The sequence below is a fragment of the Bacillus sp. B2-WWTP-C-10-Post-4 genome, from assembly GCF_009183805.1.
GTDB classification, from domain to species: Bacteria; Bacillota; Bacilli; order Bacillales; family Bacillaceae_G; genus Bacillus_A; species Bacillus_A cereus.
In genome coordinates, this window is the sequence record NZ_WEII01000038.1 from 1 (window position 1) to 21,262 (window position 21,262).

Here is a 21,262-nt window from a genome sequence, read left to right on the forward strand (position 1 = left end):
TAGGCACGCCGCCAGCGTTCATCCTGAGCCAGGATCAAACTCTCCAATAAAGTTAGTTTGTCTAGCATCTAAAATAAAAATTGACGTTTCACGTTGTTTGTTTCGTTCAGTTTTCAAAGAACTACTTAGTCGCTCATTCGCGACTTCCTTATGTTAACATCTTCATTTTTCAATGTCAACTAAGTTTTTCAATTTCTTTTTTGTCGTTTTCTGCGTTTCCGCATCAGCGACGGTTATTAATATATCATGCAGTATATACATGGTCAATACTTTTTATAAAAAAAATTCACATCCCGTTAAAAACTTAAAAACCGCTGTAAAAATCATTATAGCGTCCATTCATTCTTCATGGTCCCCCTCCTATTCATTTCATATCTTATCCCTTTATCAATTTACACGAGAGTGAAAATTCTAAATTTTATGTTATATTATTAGTATAGGAGCGTGGTGAGAATGAGCATTAAGTATTCAAACAAAATCAATAAAATCCGGACCTTTGCATTAAGTTTAGTATTTATCGGCCTCTTCATTGCATACTTAGGTGTCTTTTTCCGCGAAAACATTATTATTATGACAACGTTTATGATGGTTGGCTTTTTAGCTGTTATCGCTAGCACTGTCGTTTACTTTTGGATTGGTATGTTATCTACTAAGACTATCCAAATTATTTGCCCAAGCTGTGATAAGCCAACAAAAATGCTCGGCCGTGTCGATGCATGTATGCACTGCAATCAACCTTTAACACTAGATCGAGATCTAGAAGGAAAAGAATTTGATGAAAAGTATAATAAGAAGAGTTATAAATCATAAGTATCAAGGGAAATACGAATTTGCAACACTACAAACGTTTCAACTCATTAAAAAGTTGATTTCTTAAAAATCAACTTTTTAATTGTTTTATTAAATTTATTACACCTATTTTTTCGAAATAACAGTAAACATCCCTGTCATATTAGGCGAATAATCTTTAAAATCATATTTTTCGTAGAATGATGTTTTACCTTGCGACGCAAACAAACCAATGAATGCTTTATCTGGAGCATTCTGATTTAAGTATTCTACTAAAGTATTCATTATTTTCTTTCCAATACCATTCTTTTGATACTCTGGATGAACCACTATATCTTGAATATAGAAATAGATAGCCCCATCACCAACAATTCTCCCCATGCCGATGATTTGATTATTATCCTTGACTGTTATACAGTAAATCGAATTTTGAAGTGATATTTCCGCCACCTCAAAGTTCATATAATTAGTCCATCCCACAGAATCACATAAATATTTATATTCTTCCAATGTTGGAATGTTATTTTTAATCTCATATTTCTTCAAAATGTCCCCTCCCAGAATTCATTTCCACTAACACAAAGTAAATTCGACAAACTTTTATCTAACCCTCCTTACTAACTTAGCACTGTAAATCCCGATTAACCTCACGCTAATCCTTATATAATAAAGAAAGAGGCTGACGTATAGCCGTCAGCCTCTTTCTTTATTATATATTACGCCTTATGACACTCTGGACAAACGCCATAAATTTCTAAGCGATGACTATTGATAACGAAGCCTGTCGTTTTCGCAGCTTCCTCTTCCAGCTTTTCCAAGCCTCCATAAGGAAAATCAACAATCTTACCACATTTTTCGCAAATCACATGATAATGTTGACTTGTAACATAATCAAATCTACTTGAAGCGTCTCCATAAGTTAATTCCTTTACAAGTCCAACCTCTTTAAACACACGTAAGTTATTATAGACAGTTGCAACACTCATATTTGGAAACTTACCTTCTAATGCTTTATAAATATCATCCGCTGTTGGGTGCGTCATTGATTCCACAAGGTACTCTAAAATAGCATGACGCTGTGGAGTAATGCGTACACCCGTATTTTTCAGCATTTCTAGCGCTTCTTTTAATTCTTCTTTGACCACCGTCATGCACCCCGATTCTATACGGATTATTATTTTATAATTCTTATAAAGAGTGTACTCCTTTTCTTATAAATCGTCAATATTTCTACTATAAGTATGTAGTTTATTTTTATATTCAGGACTTGTTTTTATGTATCTTTCCCTTTTTTCTTCATATATTCCATAGAAAAAAGTGCGACATAATCGCACTTGGAATACTATCATCTGAGGAGGTATGCCCTACACTTCCACTTTATGTAAGGGAGTAAAATATGTATAGACACTTGCCTTGTTTCTGCATATTTTATCTCCAATGTAGATTTATTTTATATAAGAAAGAACATCCTCAATATGTCCTTTCACTTTCACTTTACGCCACTCTTTTACAAGTTCACCGTCTTTATTAATAAGGAATGTAGAACGCTCGATTCCCATATACTCTTTCCCAAAGTTCTTTTTTAACTTCCAAACATCGTATAACTCTGCTACTTTATGATCTTCATCTACTAAAAGTGTAAATGGCAATTCATGTTTCTCAATGAATTTCAAATGTCTATTCGCTGAATCAGGACTTACTCCAAGAATAACCGTATCCTTCTCTTGAAATACTCCATACGCATCACGAAAATCACATGCTTCAGTTGTACATCCTGGCGTCATATCTTTCGGATAAAAATAGAGAACTACATTTTTACCGCGGAAATCAGCTAGGCGAACTTCTTCTCCGTTACTTCCCTCTAATGTGAATTCTGGTGCCATTTCTCCTACTGTAATCATAGTTATCACTCCTACTCTTTTCCTTTACTATAACAAATGCTTCCTTATTTTTCATTGTCTATTACAGACCTCATCACAAAAGCAAAAGGGAGTGTATATCCAATTAGCGCTTCTGCGATTGCAATCCATCGCCCAATTCCAATCGGAGATATGTCACCATATCCAACAGACAATAAAGTAACTGCGCTAAAATATAAACAAACTTCGACGAGTTGAAAAGAATGAGCGTTCAAACTTTCTCCGTCCTCTTTCAAAACTGCGAAACCCATTTCCTCTAATACAACGTAACTTAATCCAAATGCGATTAGTACTGTTGTATAGATTAAAAATAATGTGGCCAAATTATAGAGCGAAAAAAAACGCGTTGAATCCGAATAGGAACTCCATAATAATTGGACACTTTTCAAAATAGCGATTGCTGCAATTAATAGAATAAATCCCCATAACATGTCCTCCACCTCATTTTATATGTATGAGGTGGAGAACTGATTTATCCCTTAGAAACGAACAAGCTTCTATAATTAATTACCCGCGCCACGATACCTTTTTACCCCTTGGTTCCAGAGGGTGATTGCAATCGTAAAACAGATAATACCAACCATTGGCGTCGCAAATGCATAACTATTCCATTCTGTTTTTCTTAAAAAGTATGCCGCTGGATATACTCCAACAAATGCAAACGGTAAAACAAACGTTAAAATGAAACGAATTACACGATTATAAATATTAACAGGATAGCGCCCGTAATTACCTATGTTATACATAAGAGGCATAATTGAACTTTTCGCATCCGACCAAAAACCAAGGCTCGCCAGCGTAACAAATATCCCTCCATATACAAGTGCTCCTCCTCCTACCATCAATATAAATAAGAAGAAATCATACCAGTAAAAAGATAATTGTAACTCCACAGCTGCATATCCCATTACAACAATCCCTGTAATAGCTCCAATTAAAGATTCAAGTTCCATTCTTTCTAATATAATTTGAAATAGGCTATGGATCGGTCGCGTTAATACACGATCCATCTCCCCTTTAATAATATATCGATCATTAAAATCCCATATATTAAAGAAAGCTGAAAAGATGGCAAATGGTACTAAAAAGAAACCATAAATAAAGATTACCTCTTCTCGACTCCATCCCTTCAATGCTTGTGTATGCCCAAATACAACGAGAATAAATATTAAATTAACTGCTTGAAGCGATAAATCAGAAAGTAAACCAACGATAAAATCGCCTCGATACTCCAATTTCGTTTTTATATATTGACTTGCATATTGTAAAAATAAGTTTATATATAGCATCTCATCATCCCCCTTGTACAATTAGACGTTTTCTCGCCGTTCTCCACATGAGTACAATTGGAATAATAAGTACAATCGCCCAAATCACTTGAAATACTAAAGCCTCATACAACTTACTCCCCTGTATACCTTCAGAAAAAATCATACTTGGAATATAACTAATAGCCTGAAACGGTAAAAACATCATTGCTTTTTGGGCCCATAACGGATAAAAACTAATTGGTAATAATAGACCTGAAAATAAATCAATAACAACGCGTTTTGCATACATAATTCCACTATTATTAAATAGGAAAAACGTAAGCATTCCCGTCATTAAATTAATTTGTGTATTAATAATAAAGCTAAATATTAAAGATAAGAAGAAATATAACCAAGTTTGAAAATTCGTTGTAATTTGCAACGAAAATAATAACGTAACGATAACCATGCCTGGAATGGAAAAGAAGGCAAAACGGAATATTCCCTCGCCAAGACCTTGCATAACTTTCATTCCCAAATAGTTATACGGACGAATTAATTCTACAGCCACACGTCCTTCTTGAATCTCCATCGCAATTTCCCTATCTATATTATTAAAATAGAAGGCACGTGCCATCCACGCGATTGCGATATACGTGGTCATTTGCGAAATAGATAAACTTTCAATATTCTCTTTTCCGCTATAAATTGCTTGCCATAAAAAATAGTAAGCACCGATATTAATCGTATAAATTAAAATCCCGCTATAGTAATTTGTACGATACGCAAGCATCATTAAAAAGCGAATTCGAATCATTTCAATATACTTACCCATGCGTAATACCTTCTTCATAAATGTTACGAATAATTTCCTCTGTAGACACTTCGTTAATTTTTAAATCTTTAATTTGAAATGCTTGTACTACTTTAGAAATAAGCATTGAAATAATAACTTCTTCATTCGGAATTTTTGCAACCCATGCATTTTCCTCTTTCGCTTTCGACCAAACAACATGATTATCTGGCATAACCATTGATAAAGCCTGATAGGAAACTGGTGCAACAAACTGAAAGTGAATTTCCTTCTCTGCTCCCCACTGCGTACGAAGATTACTTAAAGAACCGTCATACATAATATTCCCTTCATCCAGCATGATAACGCGCTCACATAAAGCTTCAATATCAGTAATATCGTGTGTTGTTAATAAAATTGTTGTTTTATAACGTTCATTCATTTCTTTTAAAAATTCACGTATTTTCAATTTCACAAGTACATCTAACCCAATTGTTGGCTCATCTAAAAATAATAACGGTGGATTATGAATTAAGGCTGCCGCTAATTCACAACGCATCCTTTGACCAAGAGATAATTTTCGAACTGGTTTATCTAATAAAGGCCCTATATCTAACGTTTCAATTACGTGCTCCATATGCTCCTTATACTGAGCGTCTGATACACCGTACACTTTCTTTAATAAACGAAACGATTCTTGTACTGCAATATCCCACCAAAGTTGCGAACGCTGTCCAAAAACAACACCAATTGTTCTTACAAATTCTTCTCTTTGTTTATGTGGGTTCATTCCATTTACTGTGATTTGCCCTGATGTCGGAGTTAAAATCCCCGTAAGCATTTTAATTGTTGTTGATTTACCAGCACCGTTCTCACCGATATAACCAACCATTTCACCTTGCTTTACAGTAAAAGATACATCATTTACTGCTGGTACTATTTTATAATTACGATTTAATAAATCGCGAAATGCACCCTTTAAGCCCGGACGACTTGAATAGGCTGTAAACTCTTTACGTAACCCTTGTACCTCAATTACCGATTTCATAATCGGACCCCCCTCCTAAATGTCACAACGAATAGTTTACCCAACTGCCTGCGCTATCACAAACAATACGTCTTTTCAAAAAACATGTTAGAATAATACATAGATTTTTGTAAGGAGATGAATTGTAGTGAAATTCACAAAGTCAGAAGCATTACATAAAGAAGCTTTAGAGCATATCGTTGGCGGTGTTAATAGTCCTTCTCGTTCTTTTAAAGCAGTTGGCGGCGGCGCTCCTGTTGCTATGGAACGTGGGAAAGGCGCTTATTTCTGGGATGTAGACGGAAATAAATATATCGATTATTTAGCAGCATACGGTCCTATTATTACTGGACATGCTCATCCGCATATAACAAAAGCAATTACAACAGCTGCTGAAAATGGGGTACTTTATGGAACACCAACAGCGCTAGAGGTAAAATTCGCAAAAATGTTAAAAGAAGCAATGCCTGCATTAGATAAAGTCCGTTTCGTAAACTCTGGTACAGAAGCAGTGATGACAACGATTCGTGTTGCTCGTGCTTATACAGGTCGCACAAAGATCATGAAATTCGCTGGTTGTTACCACGGTCATTCTGATTTAGTACTTGTGGCAGCTGGATCTGGTCCTTCTACTTTAGGAACTCCTGACTCAGCTGGCGTACCACAAAGTATTGCACAAGAAGTTATTACCGTTCCATTTAATAATGTAGAAACTTTAAAAGAGGCTTTAGATAAATGGGGTCATGAAGTAGCAGCTATCCTTGTAGAACCAATCGTTGGAAACTTCGGTATTGTAGAGCCTAAACCAGGATTCCTTGAAAAAGTGAATGAACTTGTTCACGAAGCTGGCGCACTAGTAATTTATGATGAAGTTATTACTGCTTTCCGCTTTATGTACGGTGGTGCTCAAGACTTACTTGGTGTGACACCTGACTTAACAGCGCTTGGTAAAGTTATTGGCGGCGGCTTACCAATCGGTGCTTACGGTGGTAAGAAAGAAATTATGGAACAAGTTGCTCCGCTTGGACCTGCATACCAAGCTGGTACAATGGCAGGAAACCCTGCTTCTATGGCATCAGGTATCGCTTGTCTAGAAGTACTTCAACAAGCAGGGCTTTATGAGAAATTAGATGAACTTGGTGCAATGCTTGAAAAAGGAATTTTAGAGCAAGCAGCGAAACATAATATCGACATTACATTAAACCGTCTAAAAGGGGCTTTAACTGTATACTTCACAACAAACACAATTGAAGATTACGATGCCGCACAAGATACAGACGGTGAAATGTTCGGTAAATTCTTCAAGCTTATGCTTCAAGAAGGAGTTAACTTAGCACCTTCTAAATACGAGGCATGGTTCTTAACTACAGAACATACAAAAGAAGATATTGAATATACAATCGAAGCTGTCGGCAGAGCATTTGCTGCCCTAGCAGACAATAAATAATCCCGTCATTAAAAGGAAAAAAGAAAGCTCACCTTTCTTTTTTCCTTTTTTCTATTTCATAAATTCCGTATTAATAGTATAATTATTCATAATTATCTGTTTTATATTCTTTTACAGCATTACTATCTCTGTGTACAAGGTGATTCGCACCTTAAATAGTAAGATTATTCTAACTTTTACAAGAGGGGGGATTGACGGATGCTCAATAAAAAAAATACATGGACACCGTCTTTATTTCGAGATTATAGAAATGCAGAACATGATGCGTGTGGAATCGTTTCCGTTATGGAGAAACGAAAAATTGCTACAAAAGAAAACATTGACCTTTGCATACAATCACTCGTCAAAATGAATCATAGAGCTGGTTTCATTAATGGCGAGGGCGATGGCATCGGCATTCACATTGATGTACCAAAAACGCTTTGGAATGAAAAACTAAAAAGTAGCGGATATAATCCAACGATTGTGGATCATCCCCACTTTATCGTTGGACATTTTTTTCTAAATAAAAAAGAAGACATTACTGCCTTAAAAAATTATATTCGTACGCAATTAAACAACAAAAACTTTACTATCATTTTCGAAAATGATGATGTAACAAACTCAGATGCGCTCGGTCCACTTGGTAAACAAGAAGAACCTTTATTTTGGCAAGTTGCCCTTATCTCAGAAAACGAAATTACAAATATTGAGCAAACATTATTTTCTGTCACAATAAAAATAGAGGAAAACGAAGCAATTCATGTTGCTTCATTAAGTCGTGATCATGTTGTATATAAAGTTCTAGGTGCTGGTGATACGCTTGTTGCCTACTATAATGATTTACAACATCCGCTTATCGCTTCAACTATGACATTAGGACATAACCGCTACTCTACTAATACATTATCTAATTTTTTTCGTGTACAACCATTTAGCATTCTCGGACATAATGGTGAAATTAACACAATTGCGAAATTACGCGATCAAGCCGAAATGATTGATGTACCACTTACTGCAGGAGGCAGTGACTCTCAAGATTTAAACCGCACCTTAGAAACCCTACTTGTTCAATACAACTACAGCTTATTTGAAGCAATGGAAATTCTATTCCCACCAATTATTAATGAAATTAAACTTTATGAAACACCTTTACAAGATTTATATACGTATATACGTGAAGCATGGGGACATTTTGCCCAAGGACCAGCTGGCATCATTTCCCGTTTTAAAGATGAAGCTGTTTTCAGCGTTGATTCCCTTGGATTACGCCCAGTATGGAAAGTAGAGACAGAGAGCTCTTATATTTTCTCTTCTGAACCTGGAGTTGTATCACCAACTAAATATGTAGCAGAACCAAAACCACTCGCTCCTGGAGAAAAAGTCGGATTAAAATGGAATGAACAAGATGAACTTGTTCTTTATGAATATGACAAATATCAAATCCAAGTATATAACCGTTTTAAAAAGCGAATTGATACTACCAATTACCATTTAAATTTATCTATCCCTGAAACGAAAAAAATCCAAGGGCTATGTGATTCTGTTCAAGTTGAAACGAAACAATACGTCGCTTTCGGATGGGACCGAGAACATATTCAACTTCTTGAACAGATGGCAACAAAAGGCGTTGAGCCAATACGCTCACTTGGGCATGACTCACCACTTGCCGCACTTGATACTGATAGACGAAATATCGCTGACTTTATTAAAGAAAGTGTAGCTGTTGTTACAAACCCTGCAATTGACCGTGACCGTGAAATTGAACACTTCTCTACACGTACTGTACTTGGAGAGCGTCCAAGTTTATTAAGCGGCGCAAAACGGCCATTTGTAGTTGAAATGCTTTCACCAATTATTTTAGAAGGAAGCGTGGCACAACCTATTGCAGAGGAATTACACACAATTACGTACGAACAACTCATAGAGCTATTTAAAACTCATAACTCTATCGCCACAATCTCTGCTACATTCAGCTCGTCAGAAACTCTACAATGTGCATTAAGCCGCATTAGTTCTGAAGCGATAGCTGCTGTTAACAATGGTGCTTCCCTACTAGTATTAGATGACGCAAAAGCCCATCTAAATGAAAGATTGTGGATTGATCCACATTTAGTTACTGCTAAAGTACATCAAGCATTAAGTGAAAATAAATTACGCCGCAATTGTTCTCTCGTTATACGTTCTGGTGCCCTTCGCTCCTTACATGACATTGTCACGCTATATGGATTAGGAGCAGATGGTATTAATCCATATTTATTATTCGCGACTGTAAATGACGGAACAAAAACACCAATTACGAATCTGTATAATGCACTTAATAAAGGATTAGAAAAAGTCATTTCAACAATTGGAATTCATGAGTTACGTGGTTACGGACGTCTCTATTCATCTATTGGGTTACATGAAGAAATCGCAAATATATTACAGATTACAAATTTCTTCGGTTCAAATGATTTAGCTTTTTCACTTGAATCACTTGCTGAAGATGCAAAAATGCGAGCGGATGATTATAACAATCCTAAAATTAGAATGCGAAAATCATTTCATATATTCCCGCGAATTTGGAAAGCAATCGGCGATGTTGCAAAAGGAAATTCTTATGATGATTACCGTGACAAGTTAAGTGAACTAGAAGAGAATAATCCCATCGCAATCAGACACCTTGTTCAAACGAAACAAACAAAACATGTCGTTCCAACTGAAGAAGTATCTATCGGCATTAAAAACCATGATTTTCCATTTATTATTAGTTCTATGTCATTTGGTTCTCAAAACGAAATTGCCTTTCGCGCATATGCAGAAGCGGCCGATCAGCTAAATATGATTAGCTTGAACGGTGAAGGCGGCGAAATTAAAGATATGATTGGAAAATATCCACATACACGTGGACAACAAGTGGCATCTGGGCGATTTGGAGTAAATGCCGAACTACTAAACTCATCGAACTTAATTGAAATCAAAATTGGTCAAGGCGCAAAGCCTGGGGAAGGTGGGCATTTACCTGGTTCAAAAGTAACAGCCAAAATCGCTGAAGCACGTAATGCGACAATTGGCTCAGATTTAATTTCACCTTCTAATAACCATGATATTTATTCAATTGAAGATTTAGCTCAAATGATTACGGAAATTAAAACAGCTAATCAACTTGCCAAAGTAGCCGTGAAAGTCCCTGTCGTTCCTAATATCGGAACAATTGCTGTCGGTATCGCCAAAGCTGGTGCTGATTTTATTAACATTAGCGGATTCGATGGCGGAACAGGTGCTGCACGTATTCACGCCTTGCAACATGTAGGTCTTCCTGTAGAAATTGGTGTTAAAGCCGCTCACAACGCTTTATTAGAAGCGAGCATGAGACATAAAGTAGAGATTTGGGCAGATGGTGGTATTCGAAGTGTAAATGATGCCTTGAAAATCATGCTTCTCGGAGCAAACCGTATTGGATTTGGCACACTATCAATGATTGCAATCGGCTGCACTACTTGCCGTGGGTGTCATCTAGATACTTGCCATGTCGGAATTGCAACACAAATCGAGTCTGAAGCACAAGCAAAGGAACATGGGTTACGCCGCTTCGTCCCACGCGAATTAGAAAGCGCAGTTACTGGCCTGCTAAATTTATTCACCTCTTTCGGTATAGAACTAAAACGATTAACAGGACAGCTTGGGTATACAAATTTACAAGCAATTGTTGGGCGTTCTGATTTATTAGAGCAAGTTCGAGGCGAAAATTTATTAAACTTACGTAATTTATTACAAATAATAGAACATCCATCTGTTACAACAACAGATGGTGTACCAGAAAAACAATTTAAGACAGTTCATTCCGCTGACTCAAAAGAATTAGTAGGCGTTGGTGTAGAGCAACGCGTTATGGGTGGTCTAGAATCATGTTATCGCGTTCGCAGTAAACTATATGAAGCTACTCAACTTGAACCACTTACATTAAAGTATACGAATGGTTCTATTCCCGGAAATGGGTTAGGCGCTTACAATAGTGAAAATTTATTTATACACGTAAATGGCGGCGCACAAGATGGCATTGGTAAAACTTCCTTTGGTGGTGGGATTTATATAACGAAATCAAAAGGAAAAGACGGAGTATATTATAACGGTTCTGTCGGAAAAGGATTTGGATATGGTGCACAAAAAGGGGCACTATACGTGCAAGGGAACGCTGATGCTCGCGCTGGCATTCGCCTTTCTGGGGCAGACATGATAATTGGAGGTAGAATAACAAAACCACTCCGTGAAAAAGAGCAAGGAAATATAGGGGCATACTCCAATATTAAAGGTTTTGCTTTTGAATATATGACAAATGGGCGAGCGCTTGTTTTAGGTGACCCTGGTCCATGGATTTGCGCTGGCATGACTGGCGGTGTTGTTTATTTGCGTCATGATTCAAACTTAGGCCTAACAGAACAGGCCTTAAAAAGAAGAATTGCAAAAGGGGCAAATGTTACATTACAACCAATTAGTAAAAATGGTTTGAAAGATGTAACTGAATTATTGCTAGACTATATTCGTGTACTAAACGAACATGAGCAATATGAGGAAGTTGCTTTATTAACAGCATTATTAGATGATATACAGAACCAGTTTTTTGAGATTATCCCGAAAAAAGAACAGGCAGACCCATCTATCTCAACAGAGTAAAATGAGTAATTTTCATTATTAAGAAAAAATTGACGAAGTACGCTTCTCATAGTAATCTATAGTAACAATTTGAGACCTGCTGAAATTCAGCAGGTTTTTTTACTAAAAACTGATGTTTAAAAGGAATTAGGAAAAATTATGAAGTGAAACTTTAATTAGCCTACACCAATCGAGCGTTTACCGGCATCTAGCTTCTAATTTTTGAGGCAGGAATCTTACTACTCACAATTAGCGGGATAAAATGAACACTAATTTCTTTTAACGTCACTAAAATATCACTTGCTAACATATTGTAATGAATGTATAGTATCATGTTGTACATTCATTATGACAAGAGAAAGGATCTTATTAAGGGTATGAAACTTGGTGCTCGCATTTTAAAAACGGGTATTGCCATCACGTTAGCTTTATTTGCTTGTATTTTACTTCAATTACCGAGTCCGGTATTTGCGGGAATTTCAGCTATCTTTGCTGTTCAACCGTCTGTATACCGTTCTTATTTAACAGCACTTGAACAAATTCAAGCAAATGTAATTGGTGCGATATTTGCTATCGCATTTGCTACTGCTTTTGGACATAATCCTTTTATTATTGGATTAACATGTATATTAGTAATTGCTCTTACATTACAATTACGATTAGAAAACACAATATCAATTGCTTTAGTAACAGTTATCGCCATTATGGAGTATCAAGGCGAAGATTTCTTTAGTTTTGCCTTACTTCGATTTGCGACGATTATGATTGGTATTATTGCGGCTTCACTTGTAAATTTAGTATTTATGCCGCCAAAATATGAAACAAAACTTTATCATCGTATCGTTGATAATACAGAAGAAATTGTAAAATGGATTCGAATGAATAGCAGGCAGGCTTCTGATTTTACAACGCTAAAAACTGATATTGATCGTATGAAAGAAAAAATGATTAAACTAAATCATTACTATTTGCTGTATAAAGAAGAAAGAAGCTATACGAAAAAAGTAAAGTTCGCAAAAATTCGTAAGCTCGTTTTATTCAGACAAATGTTAGCGACAACAAGCCGTGCTTTAAGTACGTTAAAATCATTACACCGTACTGAAAATGAACTGCGCTATATGCCGGAAGAATTTCAGGAATCTATCCAAAATGAACTTGACTCATTAACGCATTATCATGAACAAGTTTTATTAAAATTTATTGGTAAAGCAAAAAAACAACAATCAGTTGAAATGCTTGATGAAGTTGAAACAGGTAAACAAGAATTAATTGATATCTTTATGGAATATCAAAATAAGGACGATGAAGAAGCATATAAAACATGGTTACATCTCTTCCCTCTTATTTCTTCCATCATTAACTATAGCGAAGAAGTAGAGCATTTAGATTTGCTTGTAGATAGCTTCTACACATATCATAAACCAGAAAAAGAACTCCAAATCGATGATAAAAAAGAAGACGAATAAAAAAACAGCTCCTTTTATGGTAAAGGAGCTGTTTCTGTTATATGTTGAAGTTGATATAAATTGTAATAAAATCCTCTTTTTCGCATTAACTCTTCATGAGAACCAGTCTCTTTAATCTCACCGTCTTCAATGTAAATAATCGTATCAACATGCGTAATCGTCGCTAATCGATGTGCGATTATAATCGTTGTCCGGTCAGCAGCTAACGTCTGAAGCGCCTCTTGAATATACCTTTCATTTTCTAAATCTAATGCTGAAGTTGCTTCATCTAATATAAGTACCGACGGATTCTTTAGAAACACTCGTGCAATTGCCACGCGTTGTCTTTGCCCGCCTGATAGCTTCACACCACGTTCTCCAACGACAGTATTATAACCATCTGGTAAGTCTATAATAAAATCATGAATTTGCGCAGCTTTGGCAGCTGCAATCACTTCTTTCTCTGTAGCTTTCGGATTTCCATATAAAATATTAGCTCCAATTGTATCGCTAAACAATAAATTATCCTGCAGTACAATTCCAATATGACTACGCAAATTTCTCATATTGTACTTTCTTACATCTATGCCATCTACATAAACCGCGCCTTCAGAAACATCATAGAAACGCGGGATCAAACTAGCAAGAGATGACTTTCCTCCCCCACTCGCTCCTACAAGCGCTACTTTCTCTCCAGGCTGCATAGTTAATGACAAGTTGTGTAATATCTCTTTTTCATCTGCATTATAACGAAAAGAAACATTGTCAAATACAATTTCTCCATTTAATTTTTTCGTTTGTACCGCATTTGGTACATTAACAATATCGTATTTTTCATCTAACAGTTCAAACACACGGTCCATCGATGCAAAAGATTGTGTTAATGTTGTAGATGAATTAACAAGGCGGCGAAGCGGACTATATAAACTATCCATATATCCAACAAAAGCTACCATCGTTCCTAGCGTTAACTGCCCTTGAATTACTTCATATGCTGCAAAACCAATCACAAGTAACGGACCTAAATCGGTTAACGTATTTACTGCCGAAAATGTTCTTGCCGTCCAACTTGTATGGGTTAATGCTTTCGTTAAAAATTCATTATTTCTTTTTTCAAACTGCTTCCCCTCATACTCTTCTAACGCAAAGCTACGTGTCACTTGCATTCCTTGAATACGTTCATGCAAATACCCTTGCATCGTCGCTAACGCTTGTGAACGCTCTTTCGTCAATTTCCGAAGACGTCCGAAAAAATATTTCACTGCAATTACATAAATAGGTAAAATCAATAACGCAACAAATGTTAATTTTATATTCATAGAAAACATAACAATGATAGCAATAGCAATTGTTGCAGTATCTAACCAGACGTTCATCAAACCAGTAATTACAAAATCCTTCGTTTGTTCTACATCATGGATGACACGCGAAATAATCTCCCCTGTTTTTGTATTGGAGTAATAACGTAAACTTAACTTTTGTAAGTGACCGAAAATATGCTTCCGCAAATCATACAGTATTGTATTTGCGATACGTTGGGCGAAATATTGACGATAATATTCAATCGGTGGTCTTAATACCGCAAAAATAAAAAAAGCAATTCCAATCGCTGTTATTAATTGAGATGTTTTATCTTGAAGTGAGCCCGCGCCTTGAATTACATCATCGATAATATACTTTAATAACCACGGCATAATAAGTGGGATACCGAACTTAACTAGTCCAATAATAATTGTAATAGCAATAAGCCATCGATATGGTTTAACAAATTGTAAATATCTTTTTATGCCTTGCACATAATCCCCCCTCTAATAGGACAAACCTGCCGGGAAGCCCCCTGCAGGTTTGTTTTAATTTCTGTACATTAAATATCGTTCATACCACATATCTACGAAGTCTGGTGCAAATGGACCTTTTCTTTGATGAATCCACTGTGTTAAATGTGCTACATTTCGTTTTAAAATTGTATCAATAACAGGTGGATACTGCATAATTTGACTATGTTTTTCATACTCATCTTCATCTAGAAGCGTATATGTCATATCTGGATATACTTTAATATCTAAATCATAATCAATATACTTTAATGCTTCAGGATCATACGCAAAAGGTGAGCTTAAATTACAATAATAATATACGCCATCTTCCCTAAGCATCCCAATCACATTAAACCAATAGTTGGCATGAAAATAACAAATTGCTGGTTCACGAGTAATCCATGTTCGGCCATCCGATTCTGTAACTACTGTACGATCATTCGCTCCGATTACAAGACTCTGTGTCCCTTTTAAAATTGTTGTTTCTTCCCACATTCTATGAATGGAGCCATTATGTTTATAACTATGTATTTGTACTTTTTCTCCTTCTTTGGGAAATCCCATATATGCTCCCTTCTTTCAACTGCAAATGCCCTTTGAACGGCATTCACTTTTTTTCTATTATAACTTTTTTGTCGAAATTTTAAAACTAAAGGGATAAGACTCTATTTTTCAAACTGAATATGCAGGAGGTTTATCGTTGAATACTATGCCCCAACTCTTCTTAAGAGATAGGGATTGTACTGCATTATTTATAAGCGAGGACATGTAATAGAAAAAGCCCTTCTCTATTTCCATACAAAGAAGGACTTTTCACCTGAAGATAACAATATATCTTACCCTAAATTTGAAATCATTTTTTCAGTTGCAAAAGATTGAATTACACTATTCGTTTGTTCTTCAAATTTCTCATGTAACATCTTCAACGCTACTTCTGTTCTATATATTTCCTGACGGATAAAATGCAGTTCTTTTTTATCGCACGTATCTTTTTCATTCATTTCGATTTGTTGATACTTCTCTAGATGTGCTTGTAACTTTAACAACTCATCCATCGTTTCTAATTGCTCCCCTACCAACTTATCAAAATCGTTCATTACTTACCCCCTTTTGGACTTATTCATCAGTTATTATTCCTAATTACATAATTCTAATTGTTAACTTCCTTCTCCTTTGACTACATTTGTTGACTTATTAGAAGTTATGTCGTTCGCTTTCTTTTCATTACAACGATCCACGCAAAAAGAAAACACTTCTCCCGAATTAGAGAAGTGTTTTTCTTTCATTACTGATTTGAGCTAGAAGATTGTGATTGTTTTGCAGCTGACTTAGCATTTTGTTTTTTCACAGAATGCACGTCTGTTTCAGTTGCAAATTCTGTACCATAACTAGCGTTTGCACTTTGTGCACCAGAAGCTTGTGCTTTCTTTGCTTCTGATTGTGCGTTTGCTTGTTTTACAGCTTGTACATCTGTTTCAGTTGAAAACTCTGTACCATAACTAGCATTTGTACTTTGAATGCTAGCACCAGAAGTTGCTTTGTTATAACCTTGTTGTTTTTTACTCATCTTTCTCACCTCCACAATCAATAATGTAACCAATTCACTTAGAAGCTATCCGTAATTTTCTTTTTTAAAATTTCCGCATATAACTTTTGTTACTCATTCAAACTATAGAAAATGGAGGTGTAAATATGTATATAGGACGCGATATGACTGAACTAACGATGATTTCAAAAAATGAATGGAAAGAAGATGAATTAGCTTATTTTCATCACTCACTACAACAGGTTCTGCCTTATTTAAATGTAGAAGGGCAAAGTATTTACAAAGAAATTGTAGTAGAAATCGAATCAAGAGGCGGCTTACAAGAAGGTGAAGCTAGTTGGACTCATGGGACAAAAATTTCTTACGATTAAAAAAGTGTTCCCTAGATTGGGAACACTTTTTTATTTATTGCATTGTAATTTTCTCCACACAATTTTCATAAATAGTACGGTGTGATTTTGAGAAAGGTAATTGCTCAAATACCTCTTTTGATACAAATTTTAATGTATCTGTATCAACAATATTACCTGTTACTTTTCCGTAAAATACAAATATATCCCAAGTACGATGTGTAAACGTATGTTGTACATTCATTGCGTATTCATCAATAGAAACCTCGAGCTCAAATTTTTCTTTCATATAATCTATAAGCTGTTCCTTCTGATTTCGAATACTTTCTCCAAGTTCCACATTCGGAAACTCCCACATGTTAGCTAACAAACCTGTACTTGGACGTTTATTAATAACGTAACGACCGTCTTCAGTTTGAAGTACACCTGCAACAATAGGTACCATTTTAGGAGCTTTCGCTTTACTTTTTACTGGTAATTCTTTTTGAACACCTTCAGCATATCCTCTGCAATGTTCACGTACAGGACAAAGTAAGCATGCTGGATTTTTCGGAATACAAATTAGTGCACCTAATTCCATCAATCCCTGATTAAAATAAGATGGGTTTTCTACTGAAATAATTTCACGCACAATCTCTTCAAAAACTTTTCGAGTCTTTGGTTTTGCAATATCATCCCATACTGATAAAATACGAGATAATACACGCATAACATTTCCATCAACTGCCGGCTCTGGTATACCATATGCGATACTTAAAATAGCACCTTTTGTATATGGTCCCACTCCTTTTAACTTTTCAATTTTCTTTACATCACTTGGTACAACTCCGCCGTATACTTCTTTTACCTCCTTTACTGCCGCATGTAAATTACGTGCTCTAGAATAATATCCTAAACCTTCCCATGCTTTTAATACTTCTTCATCATCTGCATTCGCTAACGCTTCAAGTGTAGGAAACTTCCCCATAAAATTTGCGTAATATGGTTTTACAGCTTCTACTCTTGTTTGCTGTAACATAATTTCAGAAACCCAAACGCGGTATGGATCTTTATTCTTTCTCCATGGTAAGTCGCGCTGTTCTTCTTCAAACCAACCAATTAAATCATTTTGAAACTGCTCTATATTAAAATTGTTTAGTATTTCAAGTGTCAAACTTGATCCCCCTCATTTTTTTGCATATAAGTACTATTATAAAGATTTTAGGAAAAAATTTAAGTAAGATGATACAGGAAATAGAAGGCAAAGGACTTGAGGTATCGAATAAAAAGAGTTACATTAATAAAAAACGGAGGTGGATTTCTATGGACACAGCCACTCACCTTGTTATGGGTATCACTTTAGGTAGCTTAGCAACATTAGATCCAGCCATAGCACAAAGTGATATTGGCCCCCAAGCTGTTATGCTTGCTACAATTGCTGGTTCCAACATTCCTGACATTGACACAGTTTTAAAATTGCGTAATAACGCTAAATATATAAGAAATCATCGTGGGATTACTCATTCTATTCCTGCGGTAATTCTTTGGTCATTCCTTATAAGTGGCATCTCTTTCGCCTTCTTTTCAGACGCTCCATATCTTCATCTACTGCTTTGGTCATTTATTGCTGTCTTCCTTCACGTCTTTGTAGATATTTTCAATGCCTATGGTACACAAGCATTACGGCCTTTCACAAAAAAATGGGTCGCACTCGGCGTGATTAATACATTCGATACCGTAATTTTCTTTATCCATATACTTGCAATTGCTTGCATGCTCGTCGGTTCTCATAAGGGATATACAGCTTTAGCGGCATATATATTAATGATTGTTTACTATATCGGACGGATTATGATGCACAGAAATATAAGAAGTGTTGTACACAAACGTTTCAAAAATGTCGAAAAGATTATCATTTCTCCTTCTTACCGATTTTACCATTACCATTTAGCAATCGTTACGGCTGATTATTACTACGTTGCGAGATGGCACCGTGGTAACATCATGATATATGATAAGTTCGATCGGGTACCGTTCCCAGACAATAATATTATGCGAGCAGCTAAACAAGATGAAAACATCTCGGCCTTTCTATCTTTCTCTCCTGTATATCGCTGGGATATTTTTGATCATGACCATTATTATGAAGTACGATTCATTGATTTACGATATCGAAGTAAAGATTATTATCCATTTGTTGCAATCGTTCAGCTCGACCACAATTTAAATATTATTAGTTCCTATACAGGATGGATCTTTAGTGAAGAAAAGCTTCGAAAAAAACTGGAATTACTTCCACATTAAAAAAAGCGACTTAAGTCGCTTTTTTAATGTTTCAAATGATCTTCTTGATTAATTAAATGACTATACTTCGGATTATTTGTACGCATTTCATGAAGGCGTACACCATGATTATTAATCCATGATCGTACCACTTGTTCCGTCATTTCATCGCCTTGATAACGACCTGATTTTGCATAAGTTGTTTGAAAATCTTCCCATAGTAACTCAACCCACGCACGAGCTTGTGCGTAAGAAAGCTTGTCATTCTTGTCTAATAATTCTTTCGTTAATGTTTCATAAATATCATTCATATTATAATCTCCTTTTACCTATTTATCCCTTCATTTCTAAAGGATAGTTTCTTCAATTTTGCACATTCTATAATTGATACTTCTTAAAGAGGTATCAACCGATAATGAGGAGGGCGTTCGTAATGGGTAAACAAGCCGAGTTTTGGTCTGAGTCAAAAAACAACAGCAAAATCGACGGTCAACCGAAAGCGAAATCACGCTTCGCTTCGAAACGACCTAACGGCACAATTAACACGCACCCACAAGAACGTATGCGTGCTGCAAATCAGCAGGAAGAGTAATACAAATTAAATTAACTTCCTACACGAGGTGATAAAGATGAGCTACCGTGATCGCTTAGATAGTCGTTCTGAATTATTTAACCATACGTGGACTCGTCCAAAACATGCGAAAGCGCAAGTTAACGGACAGACGCAACAAACCCAGTCTCTCATTATATTGGCAAATGAATGTAAAAAACGCCAATTTTAGAATCTCCTATCTCCTTTAACGCCTACCAAAGATGAAAACCAGAGAGATATATGCTCTCTGGTTTTTATTTTTCTTGCAATAAGGAAATTGGTATGCCAATCTCTTCATTATCATTTTGCTTATATCCCCAAGCAAATACCCCATTGAAATACGTAATTTTAAATAATACACCAGGTTCTTCTACTAATTCATATGTTTCACCAATACGGAATTTGTTTATATCCGTCATATAAGCACGAGCCATTGCCATTTTTCTCATTAATACATCAAATTCATTGACAATCCCAAGCTGCTCAGCTTTTACTGCTTGCTCCTTCAAAGCGCCAATTTCTTCCCTTAGCTCATGCGGTGTCATTTCACTGTAGCGTTTTGGCATATTCATCTTATTCTCCTCATTCCTCTTCGCGTTTCATTTGCAAAAATATCTCGATTTCATCAATAGAGAATCCTTTTCGATATAACGCTTGTTTCATCTTGTTTTCAAATGTCCATCCATCATGCTTCTTATATTTCTCATAATATTTATTCCCATGATAGTGTAACGCTTCTTGTTGCTTTTCGTCATCTTTTTCGTCTTTCAATTCTTCCAAACAAATTTGAATTACTTCTCTAGAATATCCTTTTCGAACAAGCATCTCATCTAACTTTAGTTTCATTTGTAAAAAAGAATGTTTTTGATAAGATTTTTTCTTCTTCTCTATGAGAAACAAGGCATTCTCAATTTGCTTTTCCTTCGGATATTCTTGTAAACTATGTGTAATAATTAAATCCTGAACACCTTTATTTAATAACTCTCTTTTAATAACAGTTGGACCTTTTCGATTCACATTACTTTGCGTTCGCGTATATAAAACAGCATACTCTTTATCATTAATATATCGGTCATGTAATAATTTCGAAACGACTTCAGAGATGATGGCCTGTCCCACTTCTTTTTTTCGTAAAAAATCTTCTATTTCTTGTTTTGTTCTCATTTGATAGGATAAATAGGAGATTGCTTGTAAATATGCTTTTTGCACTTCTTCATTGTACAAAATATTTCCTAACTCGATTTCATCAATTTCTAAGCCTTTTTGTAATCCATGTTTTATTAAGATTACTTGATCCACACTAAATCCATACTCTTCGCCTTGACCTTTATCAATATAAATATTAAATCGTTCTTTCGATCGTTTTTGTACTTCTATTTTTGTAATGACAGCCATACTCTCACCTCTCTAT

At 35.7% G+C, this 21,262-nt stretch carries 23 protein-coding genes; 8 read left to right on the forward strand and 15 right to left on the reverse strand.

Going from position 1 to position 21,262, the window contains the following annotated elements:
• Positions 1-453: 453 nt before the first annotated feature.
• Entirely contained in the window at positions 454-810 is a 357-nt protein-coding gene (locus tag GBN78_RS16070) for a YgzB family protein (protein WP_000025058.1), read from the forward strand.
• Positions 811-915: 105 nt separating this feature from the next.
• Here the strand turns inward: GBN78_RS16070 and GBN78_RS16075 are convergent, their stop codons facing one another.
• The 7 genes from GBN78_RS16075 to GBN78_RS16105 form a co-directional block, all read right to left on the reverse strand.
• Positions 916-1,335: a GNAT family N-acetyltransferase gene (locus GBN78_RS16075; protein WP_000759738.1), complete on the reverse strand. Its 420-nt coding sequence runs from the start codon at positions 1,333-1,335 to the stop codon at positions 916-918.
• A 170-nt stretch (positions 1,336-1,505) separates the two neighbouring features.
• Positions 1,506-1,934 carry a peroxide-responsive transcriptional repressor PerR gene (perR, locus tag GBN78_RS16080; protein WP_000237829.1) on the reverse strand — a complete coding sequence of 143 codons (429 nt, stop codon included), beginning with the start codon at positions 1,932-1,934 and terminating at the stop codon, positions 1,506-1,508.
• A 300-nt stretch (positions 1,935-2,234) separates the two neighbouring features.
• The gene (gene bcp, locus GBN78_RS16085; RefSeq protein ID WP_000633710.1) at positions 2,235-2,690 is read right to left on the reverse strand and encodes a thioredoxin-dependent thiol peroxidase; all 456 of its coding nucleotides are present in this window, start codon (positions 2,688-2,690) and stop codon (positions 2,235-2,237) included.
• Between the two features lie 44 nt (positions 2,691-2,734).
• Positions 2,735-3,139: a potassium channel family protein gene (locus tag GBN78_RS16090; protein ID WP_000964343.1), complete on the reverse strand. Its 405-nt coding sequence runs from the start codon at positions 3,137-3,139 to the stop codon at positions 2,735-2,737.
• Positions 3,140-3,211: 72 nt separating this feature from the next.
• Entirely contained in the window at positions 3,212-3,997 is a 786-nt protein-coding gene (locus GBN78_RS16095; RefSeq protein ID WP_000965775.1) for an ABC transporter permease, read from the reverse strand.
• Positions 3,998-4,001: 4 nt separating this feature from the next.
• Positions 4,002-4,793, reverse strand: a complete 792-nt coding sequence (locus tag GBN78_RS16100) for an ABC transporter permease (RefSeq protein WP_000521519.1) — start codon at positions 4,791-4,793, stop codon at positions 4,002-4,004.
• The gene (locus GBN78_RS16105; protein ID WP_000843658.1) at positions 4,786-5,799 is read right to left on the reverse strand and encodes an ABC transporter ATP-binding protein; all 1,014 of its coding nucleotides are present in this window, start codon (positions 5,797-5,799) and stop codon (positions 4,786-4,788) included. Before GBN78_RS16105 ends, GBN78_RS16100 begins: the two co-directional genes overlap by 8 nt.
• 127 nt (positions 5,800-5,926) lie before the next feature.
• Between GBN78_RS16105 and hemL the strand changes: the two genes are divergently transcribed.
• The 3 genes from hemL to GBN78_RS16120 all read left to right on the forward strand — a co-directional run bounded on the left by hemL (position 5,927) and on the right by GBN78_RS16120 (position 13,305).
• A complete protein-coding gene (gene hemL / locus GBN78_RS16110; RefSeq protein ID WP_000673236.1) occupies positions 5,927-7,225 on the forward strand; it encodes a glutamate-1-semialdehyde-2,1-aminomutase in 1,299 nt (432 codons plus the stop codon).
• Between the two features lie 198 nt (positions 7,226-7,423).
• Positions 7,424-11,860: a glutamate synthase-related protein gene (locus GBN78_RS16115; RefSeq protein ID WP_098299471.1), complete on the forward strand. Its 4,437-nt coding sequence runs from the start codon at positions 7,424-7,426 to the stop codon at positions 11,858-11,860.
• Between the two features lie 356 nt (positions 11,861-12,216).
• A complete protein-coding gene (locus GBN78_RS16120) occupies positions 12,217-13,305 on the forward strand; it encodes an aromatic acid exporter family protein (RefSeq protein ID WP_000765787.1) in 1,089 nt (362 codons plus the stop codon).
• A gap of 14 nt (positions 13,306-13,319) precedes the next feature.
• On the opposite strand, the gene GBN78_RS16125 is transcribed toward GBN78_RS16120, so the two are convergent.
• From GBN78_RS16125 to GBN78_RS16140, 4 genes are all read right to left on the reverse strand, one after another.
• Positions 13,320-15,080, reverse strand: coding sequence for an ABC transporter ATP-binding protein (locus GBN78_RS16125; RefSeq protein ID WP_001161596.1), 1,761 nt, complete (start codon positions 15,078-15,080; stop codon positions 13,320-13,322).
• A 54-nt stretch (positions 15,081-15,134) separates the two neighbouring features.
• Positions 15,135-15,665, reverse strand: a complete 531-nt coding sequence (gene ntdP, locus GBN78_RS16130) for a nucleoside tri-diphosphate phosphatase (protein ID WP_000506624.1) — start codon at positions 15,663-15,665, stop codon at positions 15,135-15,137.
• Positions 15,666-15,937: 272 nt separating this feature from the next.
• Complete coding sequence (locus GBN78_RS16135) at positions 15,938-16,198, reverse strand: YgaB family protein (RefSeq protein ID WP_000997575.1); 261 nt, start codon at positions 16,196-16,198, stop codon at positions 15,938-15,940.
• Between the two features lie 188 nt (positions 16,199-16,386).
• Complete coding sequence (locus GBN78_RS16140) at positions 16,387-16,668, reverse strand: gamma-type small acid-soluble spore protein (protein ID WP_000039046.1); 282 nt, start codon at positions 16,666-16,668, stop codon at positions 16,387-16,389.
• Between the two features lie 125 nt (positions 16,669-16,793).
• On the opposite strand from GBN78_RS16140, the gene GBN78_RS16145 reads away from it, so the two are divergent.
• Complete coding sequence (locus GBN78_RS16145) at positions 16,794-17,018, forward strand: hypothetical protein (protein WP_000275436.1); 225 nt, start codon at positions 16,794-16,796, stop codon at positions 17,016-17,018.
• Between the two features lie 34 nt (positions 17,019-17,052).
• Here the strand turns inward: GBN78_RS16145 and mutY are convergent, their stop codons facing one another.
• Positions 17,053-18,150: an A/G-specific adenine glycosylase gene (gene mutY / locus GBN78_RS16150; protein ID WP_000171395.1), complete on the reverse strand. Its 1,098-nt coding sequence runs from the start codon at positions 18,148-18,150 to the stop codon at positions 17,053-17,055.
• 149 nt (positions 18,151-18,299) lie between these two features.
• Between mutY and GBN78_RS16155 the strand changes: the two genes are divergently transcribed.
• Positions 18,300-19,280, forward strand: coding sequence for a metal-dependent hydrolase (locus GBN78_RS16155; protein ID WP_000379106.1), 981 nt, complete (start codon positions 18,300-18,302; stop codon positions 19,278-19,280).
• A gap of 23 nt (positions 19,281-19,303) precedes the next feature.
• Here the strand turns inward: GBN78_RS16155 and GBN78_RS16160 are convergent, their stop codons facing one another.
• Positions 19,304-19,570: a YfhJ family protein gene (locus GBN78_RS16160; protein ID WP_000998166.1), complete on the reverse strand. Its 267-nt coding sequence runs from the start codon at positions 19,568-19,570 to the stop codon at positions 19,304-19,306.
• Between the two features lie 122 nt (positions 19,571-19,692).
• On the opposite strand from GBN78_RS16160, the gene GBN78_RS16165 reads away from it, so the two are divergent.
• Complete coding sequence (locus GBN78_RS16165) at positions 19,693-19,851, forward strand: small, acid-soluble spore protein K (RefSeq protein ID WP_000517891.1); 159 nt, start codon at positions 19,693-19,695, stop codon at positions 19,849-19,851.
• Between the two features lie 37 nt (positions 19,852-19,888).
• Positions 19,889-20,041: a YpzG family protein gene (locus tag GBN78_RS16170; RefSeq protein WP_000122093.1), complete on the forward strand. Its 153-nt coding sequence runs from the start codon at positions 19,889-19,891 to the stop codon at positions 20,039-20,041.
• A 64-nt stretch (positions 20,042-20,105) separates the two neighbouring features.
• Here the strand turns inward: GBN78_RS16170 and GBN78_RS16175 are convergent, their stop codons facing one another.
• The gene (locus GBN78_RS16175) at positions 20,106-20,423 is read right to left on the reverse strand and encodes a YfhH family protein (RefSeq protein WP_001057024.1); all 318 of its coding nucleotides are present in this window, start codon (positions 20,421-20,423) and stop codon (positions 20,106-20,108) included.
• Positions 20,424-20,433: 10 nt separating this feature from the next.
• Positions 20,434-21,246, reverse strand: a complete 813-nt coding sequence (gene recX, locus GBN78_RS16180; RefSeq protein WP_000268502.1) for a recombination regulator RecX — start codon at positions 21,244-21,246, stop codon at positions 20,434-20,436.
• Positions 21,247-21,262 lie beyond the last annotated feature (16 nt).

Bases quoted from the DNA above. Each gene is read 5' to 3' on its own strand.
- GBN78_RS16070 (WP_000025058.1), top strand. From the start codon at position 454: ATGAGCATTAAGTATTCAAACAAAATCAATAAAATCCGGACCTTTGCA.
- bcp (WP_000633710.1), bottom strand. From the start codon at position 2,690: ATGATTACAGTAGGAGAAATGGCACCAGAATTCACATTAGAGGGAAGT.
- GBN78_RS16090 (WP_000964343.1), bottom strand. From the start codon at position 3,139: ATGTTATGGGGATTTATTCTATTAATTGCAGCAATCGCTATTTTGAAA.
- GBN78_RS16095 (WP_000965775.1), bottom strand. From the start codon at position 3,997: ATGCTATATATAAACTTATTTTTACAATATGCAAGTCAATATATAAAA.
- GBN78_RS16100 (WP_000521519.1), bottom strand. From the start codon at position 4,793: ATGGGTAAGTATATTGAAATGATTCGAATTCGCTTTTTAATGATGCTT.
- GBN78_RS16105 (WP_000843658.1), bottom strand. From the start codon at position 5,799: ATGAAATCGGTAATTGAGGTACAAGGGTTACGTAAAGAGTTTACAGCC.
- GBN78_RS16115 (WP_098299471.1), top strand. From the start codon at position 7,424: ATGCTCAATAAAAAAAATACATGGACACCGTCTTTATTTCGAGATTAT.
- GBN78_RS16120 (WP_000765787.1), top strand. From the start codon at position 12,217: ATGAAACTTGGTGCTCGCATTTTAAAAACGGGTATTGCCATCACGTTA.
- ntdP (WP_000506624.1), bottom strand. From the start codon at position 15,665: ATGGGATTTCCCAAAGAAGGAGAAAAAGTACAAATACATAGTTATAAA.
- GBN78_RS16135 (WP_000997575.1), bottom strand. From the start codon at position 16,198: ATGAACGATTTTGATAAGTTGGTAGGGGAGCAATTAGAAACGATGGAT.
- GBN78_RS16140 (WP_000039046.1), bottom strand. From the start codon at position 16,668: ATGAGTAAAAAACAACAAGGTTATAACAAAGCAACTTCTGGTGCTAGC.
- GBN78_RS16145 (WP_000275436.1), top strand. From the start codon at position 16,794: ATGTATATAGGACGCGATATGACTGAACTAACGATGATTTCAAAAAAT.
- GBN78_RS16155 (WP_000379106.1), top strand. From the start codon at position 18,300: ATGGACACAGCCACTCACCTTGTTATGGGTATCACTTTAGGTAGCTTA.
- GBN78_RS16160 (WP_000998166.1), bottom strand. From the start codon at position 19,570: ATGAATGATATTTATGAAACATTAACGAAAGAATTATTAGACAAGAAT.
- GBN78_RS16165 (WP_000517891.1), top strand. From the start codon at position 19,693: ATGGGTAAACAAGCCGAGTTTTGGTCTGAGTCAAAAAACAACAGCAAA.
- GBN78_RS16170 (WP_000122093.1), top strand. From the start codon at position 19,889: ATGAGCTACCGTGATCGCTTAGATAGTCGTTCTGAATTATTTAACCAT.
- GBN78_RS16175 (WP_001057024.1), bottom strand. From the start codon at position 20,423: ATGAATATGCCAAAACGCTACAGTGAAATGACACCGCATGAGCTAAGG.
- recX (WP_000268502.1), bottom strand. From the start codon at position 21,246: ATGGCTGTCATTACAAAAATAGAAGTACAAAAACGATCGAAAGAACGA.